The sequence below is a fragment of the Pseudomonas sp. stari2 genome, from assembly GCF_040760005.1.
Lineage (GTDB): Bacteria > Pseudomonadota > Gammaproteobacteria > Pseudomonadales > Pseudomonadaceae > Aquipseudomonas.
In genome coordinates, this window is the sequence record NZ_CP099760.1 from 4,070,989 (window position 1) to 4,090,412 (window position 19,424).

The following is a 19,424-nucleotide window of genomic DNA, read 5'->3' on the forward strand; positions in this document are numbered from 1 at the left end:
GGTGAAACCATGACCCGTTCGACGCTCGGCGACTCTCAGGATTTTCACGTATTCATCGACGCCTATCGCCGCCAGTACCCGGACGATGTGCTGACCATCACCCAACCCCTTTCTGCCGATCAGGACGTCACCGCCCTGGTCGATGCCCTCGCCGCCCAAGGCCGCGACCCGCTGCTGATTTGCGAACACGTCGGCAACCTCGGTGTGCCGGTGGCGACCAATCTGTTCGCATCCCGCCGGCGTATCGCCCGGCTGTTCGGCGTCGGCGCCGCGCAGTTACACGAAACCTTTCAGACCCGCGCCAACCAGCCGATCGCGCCGCGCTACGTCGAAACCGGCCCGGTACTCGACGAGGTGTTCGAAGGTGAAGCGCTGGACCTCGCACTGCTGCCGATGCTCAAGCATTTCGACAGTGATCGCGGCCCGTACATCACCAACGCAATCATCATCGCCGAGGACCCGCTCACCGGCATCGCCAACATGAGCTATCACCGCTCGATGCGCCACGCCCGTCAGGCGTTGGCCACCAGCCTGCACTCACGCGGGCATCTATGGCGGATGTTGCAGACCGCTCGCGAACGCGGCGAAGAACTGCGCGTGGCCATGGTGGTCGGCGCGCACCCGTTGTTCATGCTCGCCGCTGCGGCTCGCTTGCCTTATGGCAGTGACGAACGTGCGGTGGCCGGCGGGCTGTTCGGTGCGCCGCTGGAACTGGTCAAGACCCCGCGCTACGGCATCGGCGTGCCGGCTTACGCCGAGTTCGTACTCGAAGGCGCGATAGACCCGGCGGCCTATGCCGAAGAAGGTCCGTTCGGCGAGTTCAGCGGTTACTCCTCGGATCGCTCGACCAACAACGTGCTGCGCGTCGACACCCTGTTGCGACGCAAGGACGCCTGGCTGGTGGACGTGATGGGCGGGCGCTATGCCGAACACCTGACCCTGGCGCGGCTGCCCCGCGAAGCGGAAATGAGCGAGAAGCTCAAGGCACGCTTTCCCGCCGTCACCGCCGTGCATTACCCGAACTCCGGCACGCATTTTCATTGCTACGTAGCGCTGGACCAGAGCCGCGACGGTGAGGCCCGACAGATCATGCTGGCACTGCTCGGCTGGGATCCGTACCTGAAAACCGTGATCGCGGTGGACAGCGACATCGACCTCACCGACGACAGCCAGGTGCTGTGGGCACTGGCCACGCATTTCCAGCCGCATCTCGACATCTTCACCATCGACGGTTTGCCCGGCAGCCCGCTGGACCCGTCATCCTCGGTCAATGGCACCACCTCGCGGATGGGCCTGGATGCCACGCGCGGCTCTGGGTTTGACGGGATCAAGGCGCAGCTCGATCAGGACGTGCTCGAACGCGCGCGGCAACTGCTCGACGGTCTGCCATCGTGAACCGTCAGCGGATGGTGGTCGGTATCAGCGGCGCGTCCGGCTTCATCTACGGTGTACGCCTGCTGGAGCTGCTGGCCGATCTGAACATCGAAAGCCACCTGATCATCAGCCGCGCCGCGCTGCTGACCATGGCCCACGAAACCGACTACAAACTGGCCGACGTCACCGCCCTCGCCAGCCACTATCACCGTGCCGATGACGTGGCCGCCGGGATCGCCAGCGGTTCGTTCCGTTGCCTGGGCATGGTGGTTGCGCCGTGTTCAATGAGGACGCTGGCAGAGATCGCCACCGGCACCTCATCGGGGCTGATCGGCCGCGCCGCCGATGTCACCCTCAAGGAGCGCCGCACGCTGGTGCTGATGGCCCGCGAAACGCCGCTGACCCTCGCCCACCTGCGCAACATGACCGCCGTCACCGAGATGGGCGGGATCATCGCCCCGCCGGTGCCGGCCTTCTATGCCCGCCCCGCCAGCCTGGCGCAAATGGTCGACCACAGCCTCGGCCGCGTCCTCGACCTGTTCGGCCTCGATGCCGGCGTTGCGCTGCGGTGGGGTGAAACCCCGGCCCCCGACCAAATCCAGCCTTACTCCCCTTCATCGTGCACCGGTCTATCACTACCAAGGAGCCTCACATGAACACCCCTTTCAACGCCCCGACCCCGAACACGAAAATCCCGGTCACCATCCTCACCGGGTTCCTCGGTGCCGGCAAAACCACCCTGCTCAATTACATCCTCAAGGAAAACCACGGCCGCAAGATCGCGGTGATCGAAAACGAGTTCGGCGAAGTCGGCATCGACGGCGATCTGGTGCTCAGTTCCGAGACCGAAGAAATCTACGAAATGGTCAATGGCTGCGTGTGCTGCACCGCCGAAGTCCGCGAGGATCTGGTGCGGATCGTCCGCGAACTGGTGGCGCGCCCGGTGCGGCTCGACCACATCCTGATCGAGACCAGCGGCCTGGCCGACCCGTACCCGGTGGCCCAGAGCTTTTTCATCAACGACCCGATTGCCGAGGAAGTCGAACTCGACGCCATCGTGACCATGGTCGATGCCAAGCACATCGCCCAACACCTGGAAGACCTGCAACTGGACGGCGTCGACAATCAGGCGGTGGATCAGATCGTCTGCGCCGACCGTATCGTCATCAACAAGGTCGATCTGGTCAGTCCTGAAGAGGTGGAAACTCTGCGCGGCAAGATCCGTGGTTTGAACGCCACGGCGGATCTGGTGACCTCGACCCACGCACAGATCGACCTGTCGAAAATCCTCGGCATCGGCGCCTTCGAATGCACGCAGAAGCTGATGGAAATCGGCGCGGATCAGCACGACCACGATCACCACGACCATGACCATCACGCTGAAGAGCACGAACACGATCCGAGCGTGTCCTCGGTAGGCATCGCCGTGGACGGCGCCGTCAACCTGATGGCGTTCCACCGCTGGATCAGTGAGTTGCGCAACGCTCAGGCCGACAACCTGTACCGCATGAAAGGCGTGCTGGCGGTGGCCAACGAAGACCAGCGCTATGTGCTGCAAGGCGTGCACAGCCTGGTGGAGTTCCGCGCCTCGACCGCGTGGGGCAGCGAGCCGCGCTCAAGCAAGATCGTGTTCATCGGCCGCGACCTGGATCGGGCGGCGCTGAACCAGGGCTTTGCCGCCTGCCTGGCCGGCTGAAGCCCGGCATCGGAGCCGGTGGATGGCGGTTCCGGGCACACAGAACGAATACCCCTCTGTACCGAATAACAACAGCTAGAGGTGATTCCCCATGTCGTCAGCCAGTTCTTCCTCCACCGTCCACCCCGTCGACCGCGTCTTGCCGGTGCGACAGATGCTCACCCTCGGCCTGCAACACATGGCCGTCTCGTACATCGGCGCCATCGCCGTGCCGTTGATTGTCGCCAGTGCCTTGAAGATGTCTCACGCCGACACGGTGGTGCTGATCAGCACCACGCTGTTCTGTTCCGGCATCGCCACGCTGTTGCAGACCGTCGGTTTCTGGAAGTTCGGCGTGCGTCTGCCGATCCTGCAAGGCGTGGCGTTCAGCAGCGTCGGCCCGGTGATCGCCATCGGCAGCAACCCGGAGGTGGGCTTCGCCGGGGTCTGCGGGGCGGTGATCGGCGCCGGAATATTCACCCTGCTGATGGCGCCGTTTGTGGGCCGTTTGCGACGATTTTTTCCACCAGTGGTGACCGGCTGCATCGTCACGGTGATCGGCTTGCAGCTGTTCCCGATTGCCTATGAATGGGTCGGCGGCGGGCGCAACGCGAGCAATTTCGGCGCGCCGGCGTTTCTCGCGGTGGCCGTGGTGGTGTTGCTGACCATCCTGCTGGTCAACCGTTATGGCAGCCCGTTGCTGCGCAACATGGCGGTGCTGGTCGGGATGCTGGTGGGCGCCGGTCTGGCTTACGGTCTGGGCATGGGCAACTTTCATAGCGTGCAGGACGCGCCGTGGCTGACCGTGCCCTACCCATTCTATTTCGGTTTGCCGACCTTCAGTCTGATCCCCATCGCCACCATGGTCGTCGTGATGATCGTGCAGATGGTCGAGTCCATGGGGCTGTTCGTGGCCATCGGCGACATCGTCGACAAACCGGTAGACGACAAGCAGGTAATCAACGGCCTGCGCGCCAATGGCCTGGCCAGCACCATCGCCGGGATGTTCGCCGCGTTCCCGTTCATTGCCTTCATGGAAAACGTCGGGCTGGTGATCCTGACCGGCGTGCGCAGCCGTTGGGTGGTGGCGATCAGCGGTCTGCTGATGTGCTCGATTGCGCTGGTGCCGAAGGCCGGCGCGATCATCGCCTCGATGCCGACCGCCGCGCTGGGCGGTGCCGGCATCGCGATGTTCGGCGTGGTCGCGGCGGCGGGCATCCAGACCCTGGCCAAGGTCGACTACGAGCGCAATCGCTACAACGTGCTGATTGTCGGTTTCACCATCGCCGCCGCCCTGGTGCCGGTGCTCGCCCCGGCCCTGTTCAAACAACTGCCCGAGTGGTCACAGCCGTTCCTGCACAGCAGCGTGGTCATCGCCTGCCTGGTGTCGGTGCTGCTCAACGCGGCGCTCAACGGCGTCAGCGTGCCAGAAACCACACCCGGCAAATCCGCCTCGCACATCCTCTGACTGGAGCTGCCCATGACTCAACTTCAAAACATCCTGATCAAGAATCCGGTCGCGGTGATGACCGGCCTGCGCGGCCCCCGTGCCCGGGCCGATGCCGTGGACATCCGCGTGGTCAACGGCCGGATCGCGGAAATGGCCGCGAACCTTGAGCCGCAACCCGGGGAGCGGGTGATAGACGCGCGTAATTCCGTGGTCTATCCGGGCTGGATCAACACCCACCATCACCTGTTCCAGAACCTGCTCAAAGCCGTGCCCGAAGGCTTGAATCAGGACCTGCAAGGCTGGCTGGCGAGCGTGCCCTACCCGCGTCTGAACCGTTTTACCCCGCAACTGGCGCGGATCGCCGCGCGGCTGGGGATGGTCGAACTGCTGCTGTCCGGCGTCACCACTTGCGCCGATCACCACTACCTCTACCACGCCCACGGCAGCACCGAGACCGGCGACTTGCTGTTCGACCTTGCCGAGGAGTTCGGCCTGCGTTTCGTGCTCTGCCGTGGCGGCGCACTGGAGTCCGCCAGCGCGCATCCGGGCTTCTCGAAAACCGCGCTGCAACCGGAATCCCTGGAGCAAATGGTCGGCGATCTCGAACGGCTGAAATCGCGATACCACCAGGACACTCCGGATGCTCTGCGGCGGGTGGTAGTGGCACCAACCACGCCAACCTTCTCGCTGCCGCCAACGCTGCTGCGTGAACTGGCGCATACCGCACGCGGCATGGGGTTGCGTCTGCACACGCACTTGTCGGAAACGCAGAACTACGTGAATTTCTGCCGCGACAAGTACAACTGCCTGCCGGTGGAATTCGTCGCCGAACACGAGTGGCTCGGCCCGGACGTCTGGTTCGCCCACGCCGTGCACCTGCAACCGGGAGAAATCCGCATGCTCGCCCAGACCGGCACCGGCGTCTCCCACTGCCCGGTGAGCAACGCGCGGCTGGGCAGCGGCATTGCACCGATTCCGCAAATGTATGAGGCCGGCGTGCCGATCTCCCTCGGCGTCGACGGCGTCGCCTCCAACGAATCCGGGAGCATGGTCGGCGAAGCCAACACCGCGTGGCTGATCCACCGCGCCGAACAAGGCGCCTCGGCCACCACCGCCGAAGACGTCATCCACTGGGGCACGGCCGGCGGCGCACAAGTGCTCGGCCTCGGCGCGGTCGGCACATTGGAAGTGGGTCAGGCAGCGGACCTGGTGATCTACAGCCTCGACCATCCAAGGTTCTACGGCTTCCACGACAATGCCGTCGCACCGGTCGTTGCGGGTGAGCCGATTGCGGTGAAGTACAGCCTGGTGGGTGGGCGGATCGTGGTCGATGACGGGGTGATTCCGGGGCTGGATATCGAGCGGATGCGGGCCGAGGCTTGGGAGGGTGTGCAGGCGATGATGAAGGTCGACGATTGATACATCTCCGGTGGGAGCGACGGTGCGACGATTCGTCTCGTCGGCTCCCGCCCGCGGCATTAGCGACTTCCCGTTTTGTCGACTAACGTTAGTACCTCATCGGATTGAGCCCCTGCCAGCTACACCGGGCTCTTGATCAAGGAGAGACTGATGACATCCAACCGCCTCATCGAACAGACCTATCGCACCTGGTCCAGCCCCATCCTGCTGGAGCTGAAAAAGCGCGAACACCAGATGGCGCCGGCCGAACGCCAGGCGCTTGAGAATGTGCTGGTGGAAAGACGATTGCTGGACGTTGGCAACCCGAACGGCAGTGACCGTCGCAAAGGTTCGGCGAACAACAACGAAAGACTTGGGTAGTCGCAAGCCCAATGTGCAAAAACTGTGGGAGCAAGCTCGCTCCCACAGGTAAAGCTTTGCTTGGCAATAGAATGTTTTGCCGACCTATCCAGCTCTGTCCGTGTTCACGCCGCTCGTTGCCCACCCGCCACCGCCGCCGAAGCCGCCAGCATCGCCCGCAACAACACCGCACAGCCCGCCGCCAGATCGTCCGGCGCGGCGTTTTCGATTTCGTTGTGGCTGATGCCGCCCTCGCACGGCACGAAGATCATCCCGGCCGGGCCGAGTTCGGCGAGGAAAATCGCGTCATGGCCGGCGCCGCTGACTATGTCCATGTGCGACAGGCCTAGACCTTTGGCGGCGCCGCGGACGGCTTCGACGCAGCCTTTTTCGAAGTACAGCGGCGGGAAATCGGCGGTCGGGGTCAGCTCGTAGGTCAGGCCGTGTTCTTCGCAGGTCGCTTCGATGACTTGCTTGACCTCGGCGATCATCGAGTCGAGGCGTGCCGGTTCCAGATGCCGGAAGTCGAGAGTCATGCGCACTTCCCCCGGAATGACGTTGCGCGAGCCCGGATAGGCTTGCAGGCAACCGACCGTGCCGCAGGCGTGAGGTTGATGGCCGAGGGCAGCGCGATTGACTGCGCCGACGATCACCGAAGCACCGACCAGAGCATCCTTGCGCAGGTGCATCGGGGTCGGACCGGCGTGGGCTTCGACGCCACGCAGTTTCAAGTCGAACCACTTCTGCCCCAAGGCGCCGAGTACCACACCGATGGTTTTCTGTTCGTCCTCAAGAATCGGGCCTTGCTCGATGTGTGCTTCGAAATAGGCGCCGACCTTGTGCCCGCTGACCTTGCGCGGCCCGGCGTAGCCGATGGCGTTCAGCGCTTCGCCGACCGTTATGCCGTCGGAATCAACCTTGGCCAATGTTTCTTCGAGAGTGAATTTTTCCGCGAACACGCCGGAGCCCATCATGCACGGGGCGAAGCGCGAGCCTTCTTCGTTGGTCCAGACCACCACTTCCAGCGGCGCCTCGGTTTCCACGCCAAGGTCATTGAGGGTGCGCAACACTTCGACCCCCGCCAGCACGCCGAAGCAACCGTCGAACTTGCCGCCGGTGGGCTGGGTGTCGATATGACTGCCGGTCATCACCGGCGGCAGGTTCGGATTGCGACCGGGCCGACGGGCGAAGATGTTGCCGACTTCATCGACCGTGACGCTGCAACCGGCGCCCTTGCACCACTGCACGAACAGGTCGCGGGCCTGGCGGTCGAGGTCGGTCAGGGCCAGGCGACAGACCCCGCCCTTGACCGTGGCGCCGAGCTTCGCCAGCTCCATGAGCGACGCCCACAAGCGGTCGCGGTTGATGTGCTGATGGGTCGATTGCAGAACGTCTACGGCTGCGTTCATGGGGATCTCCTCAGGCAGTTCTTATGGAAATTACAACGGCGATTTGACGATGACCGGGCTCGTCCGCATCGCGCACAACCCGTAATAGATCAACCCGCCCAGCGCCGAGCCGGTGAACCAGCCGTAGCTGTAAAACCAGCTGAACGCGCTGCTTCCCAGCGACAGCAGGGTCAGTACCACCGGCACGCCGAACGCGATGAACCCGGCCCAGTTCCACGCCGGGTACACGTCGTCGCGGTACAGGCCGGCCAGGTCCAGTTGCTGTTTCTTGATCAGGAAATAGTCCACCACCATGATCCCGGCAATCGGCCCGAGCAGGCTGGAATAGCCCAGCAGCCAATTCGAATACACGGTTTCCAGGCTGACATCGGAGACGATCAATCCAAGTTTCTTCAACAGTTCATGGCCCATCAACGCCAGGCCGACGAACCCGGTGAGGATCACCGCCTTGGTGCGGTTGATGACCTTGGGCGCGATGTTCTGGAAGTCGTTGGTCGGCGAGACGATGTTGGCGGCGGTGTTGGTCGACAGCGTGGCGATGATGATCAGCGCCATGGCTACCGCAACCCACACCGGGCTCTGGATATGGCCGATCAGAGTCACCGGATCGGAAACGCTGACGCCCACCAGTTTCACCGATGCCGCGGTCATCACCACGCCCAGCGCGGCGAACAGGAACATGGTCAGCGGCAGGCCGAAAATCTGCCCGAGAATCTGATCCTTCTGGCTACGGGCATAACGGCTGAAATCAGGAATGTTCAACGACAATGTGGCCCAGAAACCGACCATCGCGGTCAGCCCGGCGGCAAAGTAGCTGACCACGCTCGCGCCCTCGGGACGTTTCGGCGCAATCGCCAGCAACTCGGTCATCGACACATTCGGCATGGCCCACACCAGCAACCCGATACCGACCGCCACCAGCAGCGGCGCCGAAAGGGTTTCCAGCCATTTGATCGACTCGGCGCCACGGATCACCACCCACAGGTTCAGCGTCCAGAAGATCATGAAACCGATCACCTCCCCCGTACCGCCGAGGGATTTCCAGCCCTCGAACACCGACCCGAGAAACAGATGAATCGCCAGCCCGCCGAACATGGTCTGGATGCCGAACCAGCCACACGCCACCAGCGCGCGGATCAGGCACGGCACGTTGGAGCCGAGAATCCCGAAGGACGAGCGCAGCAGCACCGGAAACGGAATGCCGTATTTGGTGCCGGGAAACGCATTCAGCGTCAGCGGGATGAGGACGATGATGTTGGCGAACAGAATCGCCAGCAGCGCCTCGCCGACGGTCAAACCGAAATACGCGGTGAGTACGCCGCCCAGAGTGTAGGTCGGCACGCAGATCGACATGCCGACCCACAGGGCGGTGATGTGCCATTTGTTCCAGGTTCGTTCGCGCACCTTGGTCGGTGCCATGTCTTGGTTGTAACGGGGACTGTCGAGGACGTCGCTGCCGGCTTCGAGTTCGAACAAGCCGTCGCGCTCGGTCACTTGCGATCTGTTCTGTTGCATGGCCGCTCCACTGTTCTTCTGATTATTTTTCGCTCATCAGGCGGCTGCACATGGGGGTGCGAGCCGGACGATGGCCGGAGGAACTGACAACTTTCATGCACCGGCCATGCTGTCAGCGGCGGCATCAATAAACGTGCCGGGTGCCCCGCTTGCGCATCGGGCCGTGCTTTTAAAGCTTTGTAACTGACTGATGTTGATCAGTTTTAATTATTCACCTGGTGAGTCCGCGAACACTTGACTGAACACTCAGGCTAAATGCCAGGCAAGTTGTCCGAACTGTCAGGACTCAATCTGGTGCACTGCACTTTTTTTCATCGTGGCCGCTCAGTTGCAGCTCAACTTCAAGCGGCTGATTTCACATAGGAAATCTTGCTCATATTTCCAACCTGTCAAGTGCGTCAAAATGGTGAAGCGCCTCACCATTTTGGTGATTTACGATTTTTATCGTTATTTTTCAGCACGTTAAAACAGCAATAAGCTTATAAAAAATAATCTTGATCAATTTCAGAACTGCGACTAGCGTCTATTCCTGACAGCGCTGACAAGATTACGCTTTTGGCGCTGCAAACAATAAAACATCTAGAACCGGCACAAGTCGGTCATGCCTGCGAGGAACTCGGAATGTCTCTGTTGATCCGTGGCGCCACCGTTGTTACCCATGATGAAAGTTACCGCGCCGATGTCTATTGCGCTGACGGCGTGATCAAAGCCATTGGTGAAAACCTGGATGTTCCCACCGGCGCCGAAGTGCTCGACGGCGGCGGCCAATACCTGATGCCCGGCGGCATCGATCCGCACACCCACATGCAGCTCCCGTTCATGGGCACCGTGGCCAGCGAAGACTTCTACAGCGGCACCGCTGCTGGCCTGGCCGGCGGCACCACCTCGATCATCGATTTCGTGATTCCCAATCCGCAGCAGTCGCTGCTCGAAGCCTTTCACCAGTGGCGTGGCTGGGCGGAGAAATCGGCGTCCGACTACGGCTTCCATGTCGCGATTACCTGGTGGAGCGAGCAAGTCCGCGAGGAAATGGCCGAGCTGGTCAGCCATCACGGGATCAACAGCTTCAAGCATTTCATGGCCTACAAGAACGCGATCATGGCCGCCGACGACACGCTGGTCGCAAGCTTCGAACGCTGCCTGGAACTCGGTGCGGTGCCGACCGTGCACGCGGAAAACGGCGAGCTTGTCTATCACCTGCAACGCAAGTTGATGGCCCAGGGCATCACCGGGCCAGAAGCGCATCCGCTGTCACGACCCTCGCAGGTCGAAGGCGAAGCGGCAAGTCGGGCGATCCGCATCGCTGAAACCATCGGCACGCCGCTGTACCTGGTGCACGTCTCGACCAAGGAAGCCCTCGACGAAATCACCTATGCCCGCAGCAAGGGCCAACCGGTCTACGGTGAAGTGCTGGCCGGGCATCTGCTGCTGGACGACAGCGTCTACCAGCACCCGGACTGGCAGACCGCTGCCGGCTACGTGATGAGCCCGCCGTTCCGTCCGCGCGGGCATCAAGAGGCACTGTGGCATGGTCTGCAGAGCGGCAATCTGCACACCACCGCCACCGACCATTGCTGCTTCTGCGCCGAGCAGAAAGCCGCTGGCCGCGACGACTTCAGCAAGATCCCCAACGGCACCGCCGGCATCGAAGACCGCATGGCGGTGTTGTGGGATGAAGGAGTGAATTCGGGGCGGTTGTCGATGCAGGACTTCGTCGCCCTCACCTCCACCCACACCGCCAAGATCTTCAACCTCTACCCGCGCAAGGGCGCGATCCGCGTCGGCGCCGATGCCGACCTGGTGCTGTGGGACCCGCAAGGCACCCGCACCATCTCCGCCAAGACCCACCATCAGCAAGTGGACTTCAACATCTTCGAAGGCAAGACCGTGCGTGGTGTGCCGAGCCATACCGTCAGCCAGGGGAAAGTGGTCTGGGCCGATGGCGACCTGCGCGCCGAGCGCGGTGCGGGCCGATATATCGAACGGCCGGCGTATCCGGCGGTATTTGATTTGCTGAGCAAGCGGGCTGAGTTGCACAAACCTGTGGCCGTCAAACGCTGACCTCCGATCGTTCCCAAGCTGAACGATCAAACCACTGCCCGACAGAGGCAGAAAACCTCAAATAACCGTGAGGCAAAAAACCGTGATCGAGACCCTGAACCATCTCCCGCACCCGCACGAAAGTGCGGCCGCCCTCGCCGGCCATTTCACCGATCTGGCGCCGCCGCTCAACGACCGTCAGGCACATCTGGAAGCCTCGCGCTGCCTGTATTGCTACGACGCGCCGTGCGTGAATGCGTGCCCGAGCGAGATCGATATCCCGTCGTTCATCCGCAATATCCATCAGGACAACGTGCAGGGTGCGGCGCAGAAAATCCTCTCGGCAAACATCCTCGGCGGCAGTTGCGCCCGGGTCTGTCCGACCGAAATCCTTTGCCAGCAAGCCTGCGTGCGCAACAACGCCCATGAATGCGCGCCAGTGCTGATTGGCTTGCTGCAACGCTACGCCGTGGACAACGCGCACTTTACCGAGCATCCGTTTCAGCGCTCCGCCGCTACTGGCAAACGCATCGCCGTGGTCGGTGCCGGCCCGGCGGGGCTGTCCTGTGCCCATCGCAGCGCCATGCACGGTCACGACGTGGTGATTTTCGAAGCGCGGGAAAAGGCTGGCGGGCTCAACGAATACGGAATCGCCAAGTACAAACTGGTCGACGACTACGCGCAGAAAGAGCTGGATTTCCTCCTGCAAATCGGCGGCATCGAAATCCGCCACGGCCAGAAACTCGGTGAAAACCTGACCTTGAGCGAACTGCATCAGCAATTCGACGCGGTGTTCCTCGGTCTCGGCCTCAATGCGAGCAAACAACTCGGCTTGGCCCACGAAGACGCGCCCGGCCTGCTCGCCGCCACCGACTACATCCGCGAACTGCGCCAGACCGACGACCTGTCGCAACTGCCGCTGGCCGAACACTGCATCGTCCTCGGCGCCGGCAACACCGCTATCGACATGGCCGTGCAAATGGCCCGCCTCGGTGCCCGCGACGTCAACCTGGTTTATCGCCGTGGTGCGGCGGACATGGGCGCCACCGGCCATGAGCAGGACATCGCCAAGGCCAATCAGGTGCGGCTGCTGACCTGGGCGCAACCAGACGAAGTGCTGCTCGATGCTCAAGGCAAGGTGCGCGGGATGCGTTTCGCCCGTACCCATCTAGTGGAAGGTCGCCTGCAAACCACTGGCGAGACCTTCGAGCTGGCCGCCGACGCGATCTTCAAAGCCATCGGCCAGGCCTTCGACGGCAGCGCCCTCGCCGACCCGCTGGCCCGTGAGCTGAAACGTCAGGGAGAACGGATTCAGGTCGATGAAAACCTGCGCACCAGCATTCCAGGTGTGTACGCCGGCGGCGACTGCACCAGCCTCGATCAGGACCTGACCGTGCAAGCGGTGCAACACGGCAAGCGCGCCGCCGAGGCGATCAACGCTCAACTGATGCTCAACGTGGAGGCTGCGTAAATGGCCGATCTTTCGATTGTCTTCGCCGGAATCAAAGCCCCCAACCCGTTCTGGCTGGCCTCCGCGCCGCCGACCGACAAGGCCTACAACGTGGTGCGCGCCTTCGAGGCGGGCTGGGGCGGCGTGGTCTGGAAAACCCTGGGTGAAGACCCGGCGGCGGTCAACGTGTCCTCGCGCTACTCGGCACATTACGGCAACAACCGCGAAGTGCTGGGCATCAACAACATCGAACTGATCACCGACCGCTCGCTGGAGATCAACCTGCGGGAAATCACTCAGGTGAAAAAGGACTGGCCGGATCGCGCGCTGATCGTGTCGCTGATGGTGCCCTGCGTCGAAGAGTCGTGGAAACACATCCTGCCACTGGTGGAAGCCACCGGCGCCGACGGCATCGAGCTGAACTTCGGTTGCCCCCACGGCATGCCCGAACGCGGGATGGGCGCGGCGGTCGGTCAGGTGCCGGAGTACGTCGAGCAAGTCACGCGCTGGTGCAAGACCTATTGCTCGCTGCCGGTGATCGTCAAACTCACACCGAACATCACCGACATCCGCGTCGCCGCCCGCGCCGCACACCGGGGTGGTGCCGATGCGGTGTCGCTGATCAACACCATCAACTCGATTACCAGCGTCGATCTGGAACACATGGTCGCCCTGCCCACCGTCGGCAGCAAAAGCACCCACGGCGGTTATTGCGGCTCGGCGGTCAAACCGATCGCGCTGAATATGGTCGCGGAAATCGCCCGTGATCCGCAGACCCAGGGCCTGCCGATCTGCGGCATCGGCGGCATCGGCAGTTGGCGCGATGCGGCGGAGTTCATCGCACTGGGCAGCGGCGCGGTGCAGGTGTGCACGGCGGCGATGCTGCATGGTTTCCGGATTGTCGATGAGATGAAAGACGGCTTGTCGCGCTGGATGGACAGTCAGGGTTACGCCAGCATCGCCGAGTTTTCCGGGCGCGCGGTAGGCAATACCACGGACTGGAAGTACCTGGACATCAATTATCAGGTGATTGCGAAGATCGACCAGCAAGCGTGCATCGGTTGCGGGCGTTGCCACATTGCCTGCGAGGACACTTCACACCAGGCGATCAGCAGCCTGAAACAGGCCGATGGCACGCACAAATATGAAGTGATCGATGATGAGTGTGTGGGGTGCAATCTGTGCCAGATCACCTGCCCGGTGGCGGACTGTATCGAGATGGTGCCGATGGAAACGGGCAAGCCGTTTCTGGACTGGAATCATGATCCGAGAAATCCCTACCATGTAAGTGCCTGAGTCACAGATCGTTCCCACGTCGATGCGTGGGAACGATCGATCAAGGCTCCAACCCGATCCCCCGCAAAATCACACTCGTCACCGTCTGTACCGCCCGCTCGAACTGCATGTCCGACAACGGCTGATGCTCATTCAGGATATTCACCTGATGATCAAAGTCGGCATAGTGCTGGGTCGACGCCCAGATCATGTACAGCAGGCTCGACGGTTCCACCGGTAGAATCCGCTTGTCCTCCACCCACTGCCGGATCTTCGCCTCTTTCATCTTCGCCCAGTCGTACAGGCTGACATCCAGCGCCTCGCCCAGGGTCGGCGCGCCGTGGATGATTTCGTTGGCCCAGACTTTCGAGCCGTAGGGCCGGCTGCGCGAGTGATTCATCTTGGCGCGGATGTAGCTGCTGAGCACCACGCGCGGATCGTCGAACATCTCGAAGCACAGCGCGTCCTGCTTCCACACCTCCAGCAGGTCGAACAGCACGGCGCTGTACAACTCGCTCTTGGTTGAAAAGTAGTAATGCAGGTTGGATCGCGGCAGCTGCACTTCAGCAGCGATGTCCGCCATGGCGGTGCCACCGAAACCTTTTTCGGCGAAGACTTTTTCCGCCGCCAGCAGAATCTTGTCGACGTTGGTGCGGCGGATTTCGATCTTGTGATTGCCCATGAGGGCTCCCTGAAGACAACGTTGTTGAAGACTAGCATCCGCTCTGGGCAAGGGGCGACAGCCGAGAACGATTCTTCACACACTTGGGCTTTTTTCTGGTTTAGGATCGCCCTCCTTCTTCCCGTCAGACACTGAAGGATCCTGCCCATGACCATTCGAAAGCGCATCGCTGCGGATGATCCGCAACTCGCCGCGCTGTGGGAGCGCTCGGTCCGCGCCACCCACGATTTCCTCCCGGAAGACGACATCCACCGGCTGTTCCCGCTGGTGCGTGACACCTACCTGCCCGCCCTGGATGTGCAGGTTTTCGAGAACCCCGACCACTCCCCGGCAGGTTTCATCGCCACCGACGACGACACCGTGCAGATGCTGTTCATCGACCCGACCCGGCGTGGCCAGGGGATCGGCCGGCGCTTGCTCGACCACGTCCGCCGCCCGCTGCTGAAGGTCGACGTCAACGAACAGAACCCGCAGGCCCACGGCTTCTACCGGCACTACGGATTCGAAGACATCGGTCGCTCGGCACTCGACGGCGAAGGCCGGCCGTTTCCGGTCATTCACATGCGCCTGAAAGCCTTGTGACCCAGGTTCTATACTCAGCCCGCCATTTCACTGAAGGGAATCTTTCCATGTCGATGAAAAACCTGTTCACCGCTGGCGCGCTGCTGGCTTCGCTGGTTGTCACTTCCCAGGCCTTCGCCCACGCCCATCTGAAAAGCCAGACCCCGGGCGCCGACAGCACCGTCGCGGCACCGACGGATCTGCGTCTGGTGTTTTCCGAAGGCGTCGAAGCCAGCTTCACCAAAGTCACCGTGACCCACGACGGCAAGCCGGTGGCGGTCAAACCGCTGACCACCGAAGGTGACAAGAAGACCCTGATCGTCACCCCCGAAGCACCGCTGACCGCAGGCGAATACAAGGTCGAATGGCACGCCGTATCCGTCGACACGCACAAGAGCGAAGGCGCCTATCAGTTCAAGGTTGGCCAGTAATTCATGAGTGACGCGCTGGTGTTGTGCCGGTTCCTGCATTTCATCGTGGTGTTGATGCTGTTCGGGGCCTGGCTGTTCCGGCCGCTGCTGCTCAAGGGTGAAACGCCGGCACTGGATCGACACCTGGCGCGGCTGGCTCGCTGGTTGGCGGCGGTCGCGCTGGTCAGCGGCGTCGCCTGGGCGTTGCTGATCACCGCGAGCATGGCCGGTTCGGCAGCTGCGGCATTCAATCCGGCCACCATCGAGCTGGTGCTGGGCCATACGTTTTTCGGTCAGGTGTGGCGCTGGCATCTGCTGATCAATGCATTGTTGCTGGCGTTGCTGTTTACCCCGTGGCGTTCGAACCAACCATTGCGGCTGGGCCTGAGTGCGTTGCTGCTGATGACGCTGGCACCGGTCGGACACGGGGCGATGCTCGACGGTTTCAGCGGCCAGATGTTGATCCTCAATCAAGTGATTCATCTGACCTGTGTCGGTGCCTGGCTCGGCGGGCTGTTGATGCTGGTGATGATCCTGCGCCAGTCCGGCGAAACGGTGCGCTACGTCTTGCAGCACTTCAGCGGGGTTGGCTACGGGTTGGTTGCCGGTCTGCTGATCACCGGATTGATCAACGTGCGCGTCCTCACCGGTCAGTGGTGGCCGACGCCGTTGTTCTCGGGATTCGCCCTGATCCTGCTGATCAAGGCCTTGCTGGTGCTCGGAATGCTTGGGCTGGCGCTGCTCAATCGCTTGCGCATCCGTGATTGCGAACAGCGCGTCGACACCCTCAAGCGCAGCGTGATGCTCGAATGGTTGCTGGGGATCGGCGCCGTGGCGGCGGTTTCCGTGCTCGGCACCCTGCCCCCGATGATCGCTGCCTGACGTCAGTGTTTCTGAGTATCACCCTTCGCCGTATCGATGCTGACCACCACCGACATTCCCGGCCGCAAACGCTCGATTTCCTGTTGGTCCGGATCGATGGTCACTCGTACCGGTACCCGCTGGGCGATCTTCACGAAGTTGCCGGTAGCGTTGTCGGCCTGCAATAACGCGAACTCCGAACCGGTGCCGGGCGAGATGTGCTGAACGTGGCCGGTGAATTTGCGGTGGTTCAGCGCATCGACGGTGAAGCTCACCGGTTGCCCGACCCGCACGTTGTCCATCTGGGTCTCTTTCATGTTGGCGATCACCCACTTCTGGTCCGGCACCAGCGCCATCAGTTGCGCCCCGGAATTGACGTAGGCACCGAGGCGCACGCCGATCTGCCCGAGCTGGCCGTCACGCGGGGCAATGATGCGGGTGTTGGACAGGTCGATCCGCGCCAGTTGCACGGTGGCCTCGGCACTGGCCACCGCGGCCTCCAGCGAGCCGCGATTGACGATCACCGTTTGCAGATCCTGCCGGGCGATTTCCAGATTGGCCTTGGCCTGCGCTACAGACGCAATGCTTTGCGCGTTGGCGGCCAGCGCCACGTCCATCTCGCGTTTGGACACCGAGCCATCGTTGACCAGCGCGCTGTTGCGGCGCAGGTCAGCCTCGCTTTTGCGCAACTGCGCCTCGCTGTCGGCCACCACCGCCTGCCGCAGTTTGATGGTCGCCTCGGCGCTGTTGCGTTGTTGCACCACATTGGCCAACGCGGCTTTCTGCACCGCCAGTTGCGCCAGCGACTGGTCGAGACGCTGCTGATAAATCCGGTCATCGAGACGTACCAGCAGATCGCCGGCCTTCACGAACTGGAAATCCTGCACCGGCACTTCATAGACATAACCACTGAGCTGCGGGCCGATGATCGTCACCTGCCCCCGCACCAAGGCGTTTTCAGTGGTTTCGACTGCACTGCTGAACGGCGGCAACTGCCACGCATACAGCACGATCAGCACGCCGACGATGGCAATCGCGGCAAAGCCCAACGACGAGATGATCCGCACACGCAACGAGCGCGGCTCGGTGTTCGGCGATGACGGCGGTGCCACACCTTCAGGCGTGGCGGCAATGGCATTTGTGGTCGTGGTGGTCGGTTCGGTCATGAAGAAGTGGCACCGCTGGAAGATACGGAAGGTGTCGGGGCGACGGCTTTGGTGGTGCTGATCAGCCATAGCGCACGGATGGAAATCCAGATCATGGTGAGGATCGCGATCACCGCGATCAGCATGAACACATCGTTATAGGCCAGTACGTTGGCCTCGCGGGTGGCGGCGTTGGCCAGGCTGCGAATGCCTTGCAGGTTGCGCAGGCTCGGGTCCGCTATCAGGGAGCCGACCGCCGAACCGCCGCTCTGCACCCGGGCGGCCACCAACGGGTCGGACAGCACCAGTTGCTCGACGATATGGCTGGAATGAAACTTCTCGCGAACGATCTGGAACGTACCCAGCAACGCCGCGCCGATCAGGCCGCCAAGGTTGTTGCAGATCCCGAACAACACCGAAAAGCTCACCAGATTGCGCGGGTTGGTCAGCACGTTGCGCGTGCCGAGGACCATGGTCGGGCCGAGGAAAAAGGTACTGCCGAAGGCCAGCAGGAACTGGCTGAAATACAGGTTTTCCGGGCGAGTCAGGTTGTTCGAGGAACTGTCGATGATCGAACCGGTGGCCATCAACGCCAGCGAGACGATCAGCGGCATCAGCAGGTGTTTCGGGTCGATGGTCAGCGCACTGGTCAACAGCCCGGCGACGCTGCCGATCAGCATCACGACATACAGGCTATGAAGTTGCTGGCTGCTCATGTTCAGGTTTTGCATGAAACCCACGGCGCCGGTGGACTGCTCCGAGGTCACCATGCGAATCAGGATCACCGCGAGTGCCAGGCGGATCATCACACCGCTGCCGAGCCAGCGGGTCATCAGCATTGGGTTGCTGCGGTTGTGCTCGATGGCCAGTCCCGCGAGGATCAGGGCAATCGACGCAGCGAGGGCAATGCCGATCCATTGTGCTTCGAACCACCAGTCGATCCGGCCGAGGGACAGCACCGCGCACAGCAAGGCCACGCCGCTGGCGAGGATCGCGAAGGTCAGGAAATCGAGGGGTTCAAAGGTCTTGAAGCGGTCACCCGGCGGCAGCTTGAGCATCAACACGCAGCCCAGCGACAACAGCGCCATGCCCAGTTCAAACAAGTACAGGCCGCGCCATTCGGCAATCTGCAGCAGGTCTTCGGAAAACAGCCGCGCCAGCGGCAACGCCAGTTGCGACGTGCCCAGACCCAGCACCAACGCCTTCATCCGCCACTTGGCCGGAAACGCCTGCACCATGTAATACAGGCCCAGCGAACTCAACGCCGCGCCGACCATGCCGTGAGCCGCACGCACGGCCACCGCCGAATTCAGGTCATTGACGAACAGATGCCCGAAGGTCACCAGCGCGTACAGCACCAAAAACACCTCGGTGAACGCCCGCAAGCCGAACTGCTGGCGAAACTTTACCAGCAGCAGGTTCATCGACACGTTGGTCATCACATACGCCGCCGGCAGCCAGGCCATCTCCGCCGTGGTCGCCCCGAGTGCACCTTGCAGATAAGGCAGGTTGGCGACCACCAGCGAATTGCCCAATCCGCCCGTCAACGCCACCAGCAACCCGACCAGCGCATAGGCCAGACGCTTGGGGTTGGAGTGCAGCGGCGTCGAGGGGGATCCGGGCAGACTGGGCTTCTCGTGAGGCTGCCAGTTGCGCGGGGCGTATCGATCCATGGAAAGGCCTTGTACGGTGATGGCTTGAGTGTGCCGCAAATCTGCAGTCAAACACATATCCCTGTGGGAGCTTGCTCCCACAGGTCAGTGGTGGATTCGTAAATTTTGTTTAAAGGTCATCTCGCCCGCAGCGGATTTTTCCCAAG

At 62.2% G+C, this 19,424-nt stretch carries 17 protein-coding genes; 12 read left to right on the forward strand and 5 right to left on the reverse strand.

Translation table 11 applies throughout. From position 1 onward, the window contains the following. Positions 1–9: 9 nt before the first annotated feature. The 6 genes from NH234_RS18485 (at position 10) to NH234_RS18510 (ending at position 6,278) form a co-directional block, all read left to right on the forward strand. Positions 10–1,395 (forward strand): UbiD family decarboxylase, encoded by a 1,386-nt coding sequence (locus tag NH234_RS18485; protein ID WP_085732044.1) that lies wholly within the window; start codon positions 10–12, stop codon positions 1,393–1,395. A gap of 11 nt (positions 1,396–1,406) precedes the next feature. Next, positions 1,407–2,030 (forward strand): UbiX family flavin prenyltransferase, encoded by a 624-nt coding sequence (locus NH234_RS18490; protein ID WP_085732045.1) that lies wholly within the window; start codon positions 1,407–1,409, stop codon positions 2,028–2,030. Beyond that, the gene (locus NH234_RS18495; RefSeq protein ID WP_085732046.1) at positions 2,027–3,070 is read left to right on the forward strand and encodes a GTP-binding protein; all 1,044 of its coding nucleotides are present in this window, start codon (positions 2,027–2,029) and stop codon (positions 3,068–3,070) included. Before NH234_RS18490 ends, NH234_RS18495 begins: the two co-directional genes overlap by 4 nt. A gap of 91 nt (positions 3,071–3,161) precedes the next feature. After that, the gene (locus NH234_RS18500; RefSeq protein ID WP_085732047.1) at positions 3,162–4,517 is read left to right on the forward strand and encodes a nucleobase:cation symporter-2 family protein; all 1,356 of its coding nucleotides are present in this window, start codon (positions 3,162–3,164) and stop codon (positions 4,515–4,517) included. Between the two features lie 12 nt (positions 4,518–4,529). After that, the gene (locus tag NH234_RS18505; protein ID WP_367253756.1) at positions 4,530–5,918 is read left to right on the forward strand and encodes an amidohydrolase family protein; all 1,389 of its coding nucleotides are present in this window, start codon (positions 4,530–4,532) and stop codon (positions 5,916–5,918) included. Positions 5,919–6,068: 150 nt separating this feature from the next. Further along, positions 6,069–6,278 carry a hypothetical protein gene (locus NH234_RS18510; RefSeq protein ID WP_085732049.1) on the forward strand — a complete coding sequence of 70 codons (210 nt, stop codon included), beginning with the start codon at positions 6,069–6,071 and terminating at the stop codon, positions 6,276–6,278. Positions 6,279–6,382: 104 nt separating this feature from the next. Here the strand turns inward: NH234_RS18510 and NH234_RS18515 are convergent, their stop codons facing one another. Then, positions 6,383–7,666 (reverse strand): Zn-dependent hydrolase, encoded by a 1,284-nt coding sequence (locus tag NH234_RS18515; protein ID WP_085732050.1) that lies wholly within the window; start codon positions 7,664–7,666, stop codon positions 6,383–6,385. 30 nt (positions 7,667–7,696) lie between these two features. After that, positions 7,697–9,181 carry an NCS1 family nucleobase:cation symporter-1 gene (locus NH234_RS18520; RefSeq protein ID WP_085732051.1) on the reverse strand — a complete coding sequence of 495 codons (1,485 nt, stop codon included), beginning with the start codon at positions 9,179–9,181 and terminating at the stop codon, positions 7,697–7,699. A 621-nt stretch (positions 9,182–9,802) separates the two neighbouring features. Here NH234_RS18520 and hydA point away from each other — a divergent pair. From hydA to preA, 3 genes are all read left to right on the forward strand, one after another. After that, the gene (gene hydA / locus NH234_RS18525; RefSeq protein ID WP_367253759.1) at positions 9,803–11,242 is read left to right on the forward strand and encodes a dihydropyrimidinase; all 1,440 of its coding nucleotides are present in this window, start codon (positions 9,803–9,805) and stop codon (positions 11,240–11,242) included. An 82-nt stretch (positions 11,243–11,324) separates the two neighbouring features. Further along, entirely contained in the window at positions 11,325–12,692 is a 1,368-nt protein-coding gene (locus NH234_RS18530; RefSeq protein ID WP_367253761.1) for an NAD(P)-dependent oxidoreductase, read from the forward strand. After that, positions 12,693–13,967, forward strand: coding sequence for an NAD-dependent dihydropyrimidine dehydrogenase subunit PreA (preA, locus tag NH234_RS18535; RefSeq protein ID WP_085732054.1), 1,275 nt, complete (start codon positions 12,693–12,695; stop codon positions 13,965–13,967). Between the two features lie 40 nt (positions 13,968–14,007). Here the strand turns inward: preA and NH234_RS18540 are convergent, their stop codons facing one another. Further along, on the reverse strand, positions 14,008–14,628 hold the full coding sequence (locus NH234_RS18540; RefSeq protein ID WP_007952885.1) for a TetR/AcrR family transcriptional regulator: 621 nt from the start codon (positions 14,626–14,628) through the stop codon (positions 14,008–14,010). Between the two features lie 147 nt (positions 14,629–14,775). Here NH234_RS18540 and NH234_RS18545 point away from each other — a divergent pair, with 147 nt between their 5' ends. The 3 genes from NH234_RS18545 to copD are packed head-to-tail and all read left to right on the forward strand — an operon-like array spanning position 14,776 to position 16,481. Further along, positions 14,776–15,210: a GNAT family N-acetyltransferase gene (locus NH234_RS18545; RefSeq protein WP_367253762.1), complete on the forward strand. Its 435-nt coding sequence runs from the start codon at positions 14,776–14,778 to the stop codon at positions 15,208–15,210. Positions 15,211–15,257: 47 nt separating this feature from the next. Next, positions 15,258–15,620 carry a copper homeostasis periplasmic binding protein CopC gene (copC, locus tag NH234_RS18550; protein ID WP_085732056.1) on the forward strand — a complete coding sequence of 121 codons (363 nt, stop codon included), beginning with the start codon at positions 15,258–15,260 and terminating at the stop codon, positions 15,618–15,620. 3 nt (positions 15,621–15,623) lie between these two features. Continuing rightward, the gene (gene copD, locus NH234_RS18555; RefSeq protein WP_367253763.1) at positions 15,624–16,481 is read left to right on the forward strand and encodes a copper homeostasis membrane protein CopD; all 858 of its coding nucleotides are present in this window, start codon (positions 15,624–15,626) and stop codon (positions 16,479–16,481) included. 2 nt (positions 16,482–16,483) lie between these two features. Here the strand turns inward: copD and NH234_RS18560 are convergent, their stop codons facing one another. Together NH234_RS18560 and NH234_RS18565 are read right to left on the reverse strand one after the other, a co-directional pair. After that, entirely contained in the window at positions 16,484–17,626 is a 1,143-nt protein-coding gene (locus NH234_RS18560) for an HlyD family secretion protein (RefSeq protein ID WP_367253765.1), read from the reverse strand. Further along, positions 17,623–19,278 carry an MFS transporter gene (locus NH234_RS18565; RefSeq protein ID WP_085732059.1) on the reverse strand — a complete coding sequence of 552 codons (1,656 nt, stop codon included), beginning with the start codon at positions 19,276–19,278 and terminating at the stop codon, positions 17,623–17,625. The genes NH234_RS18560 and NH234_RS18565 overlap by 4 nt, the downstream gene beginning before the upstream one ends. Positions 19,279–19,424 lie beyond the last annotated feature (146 nt).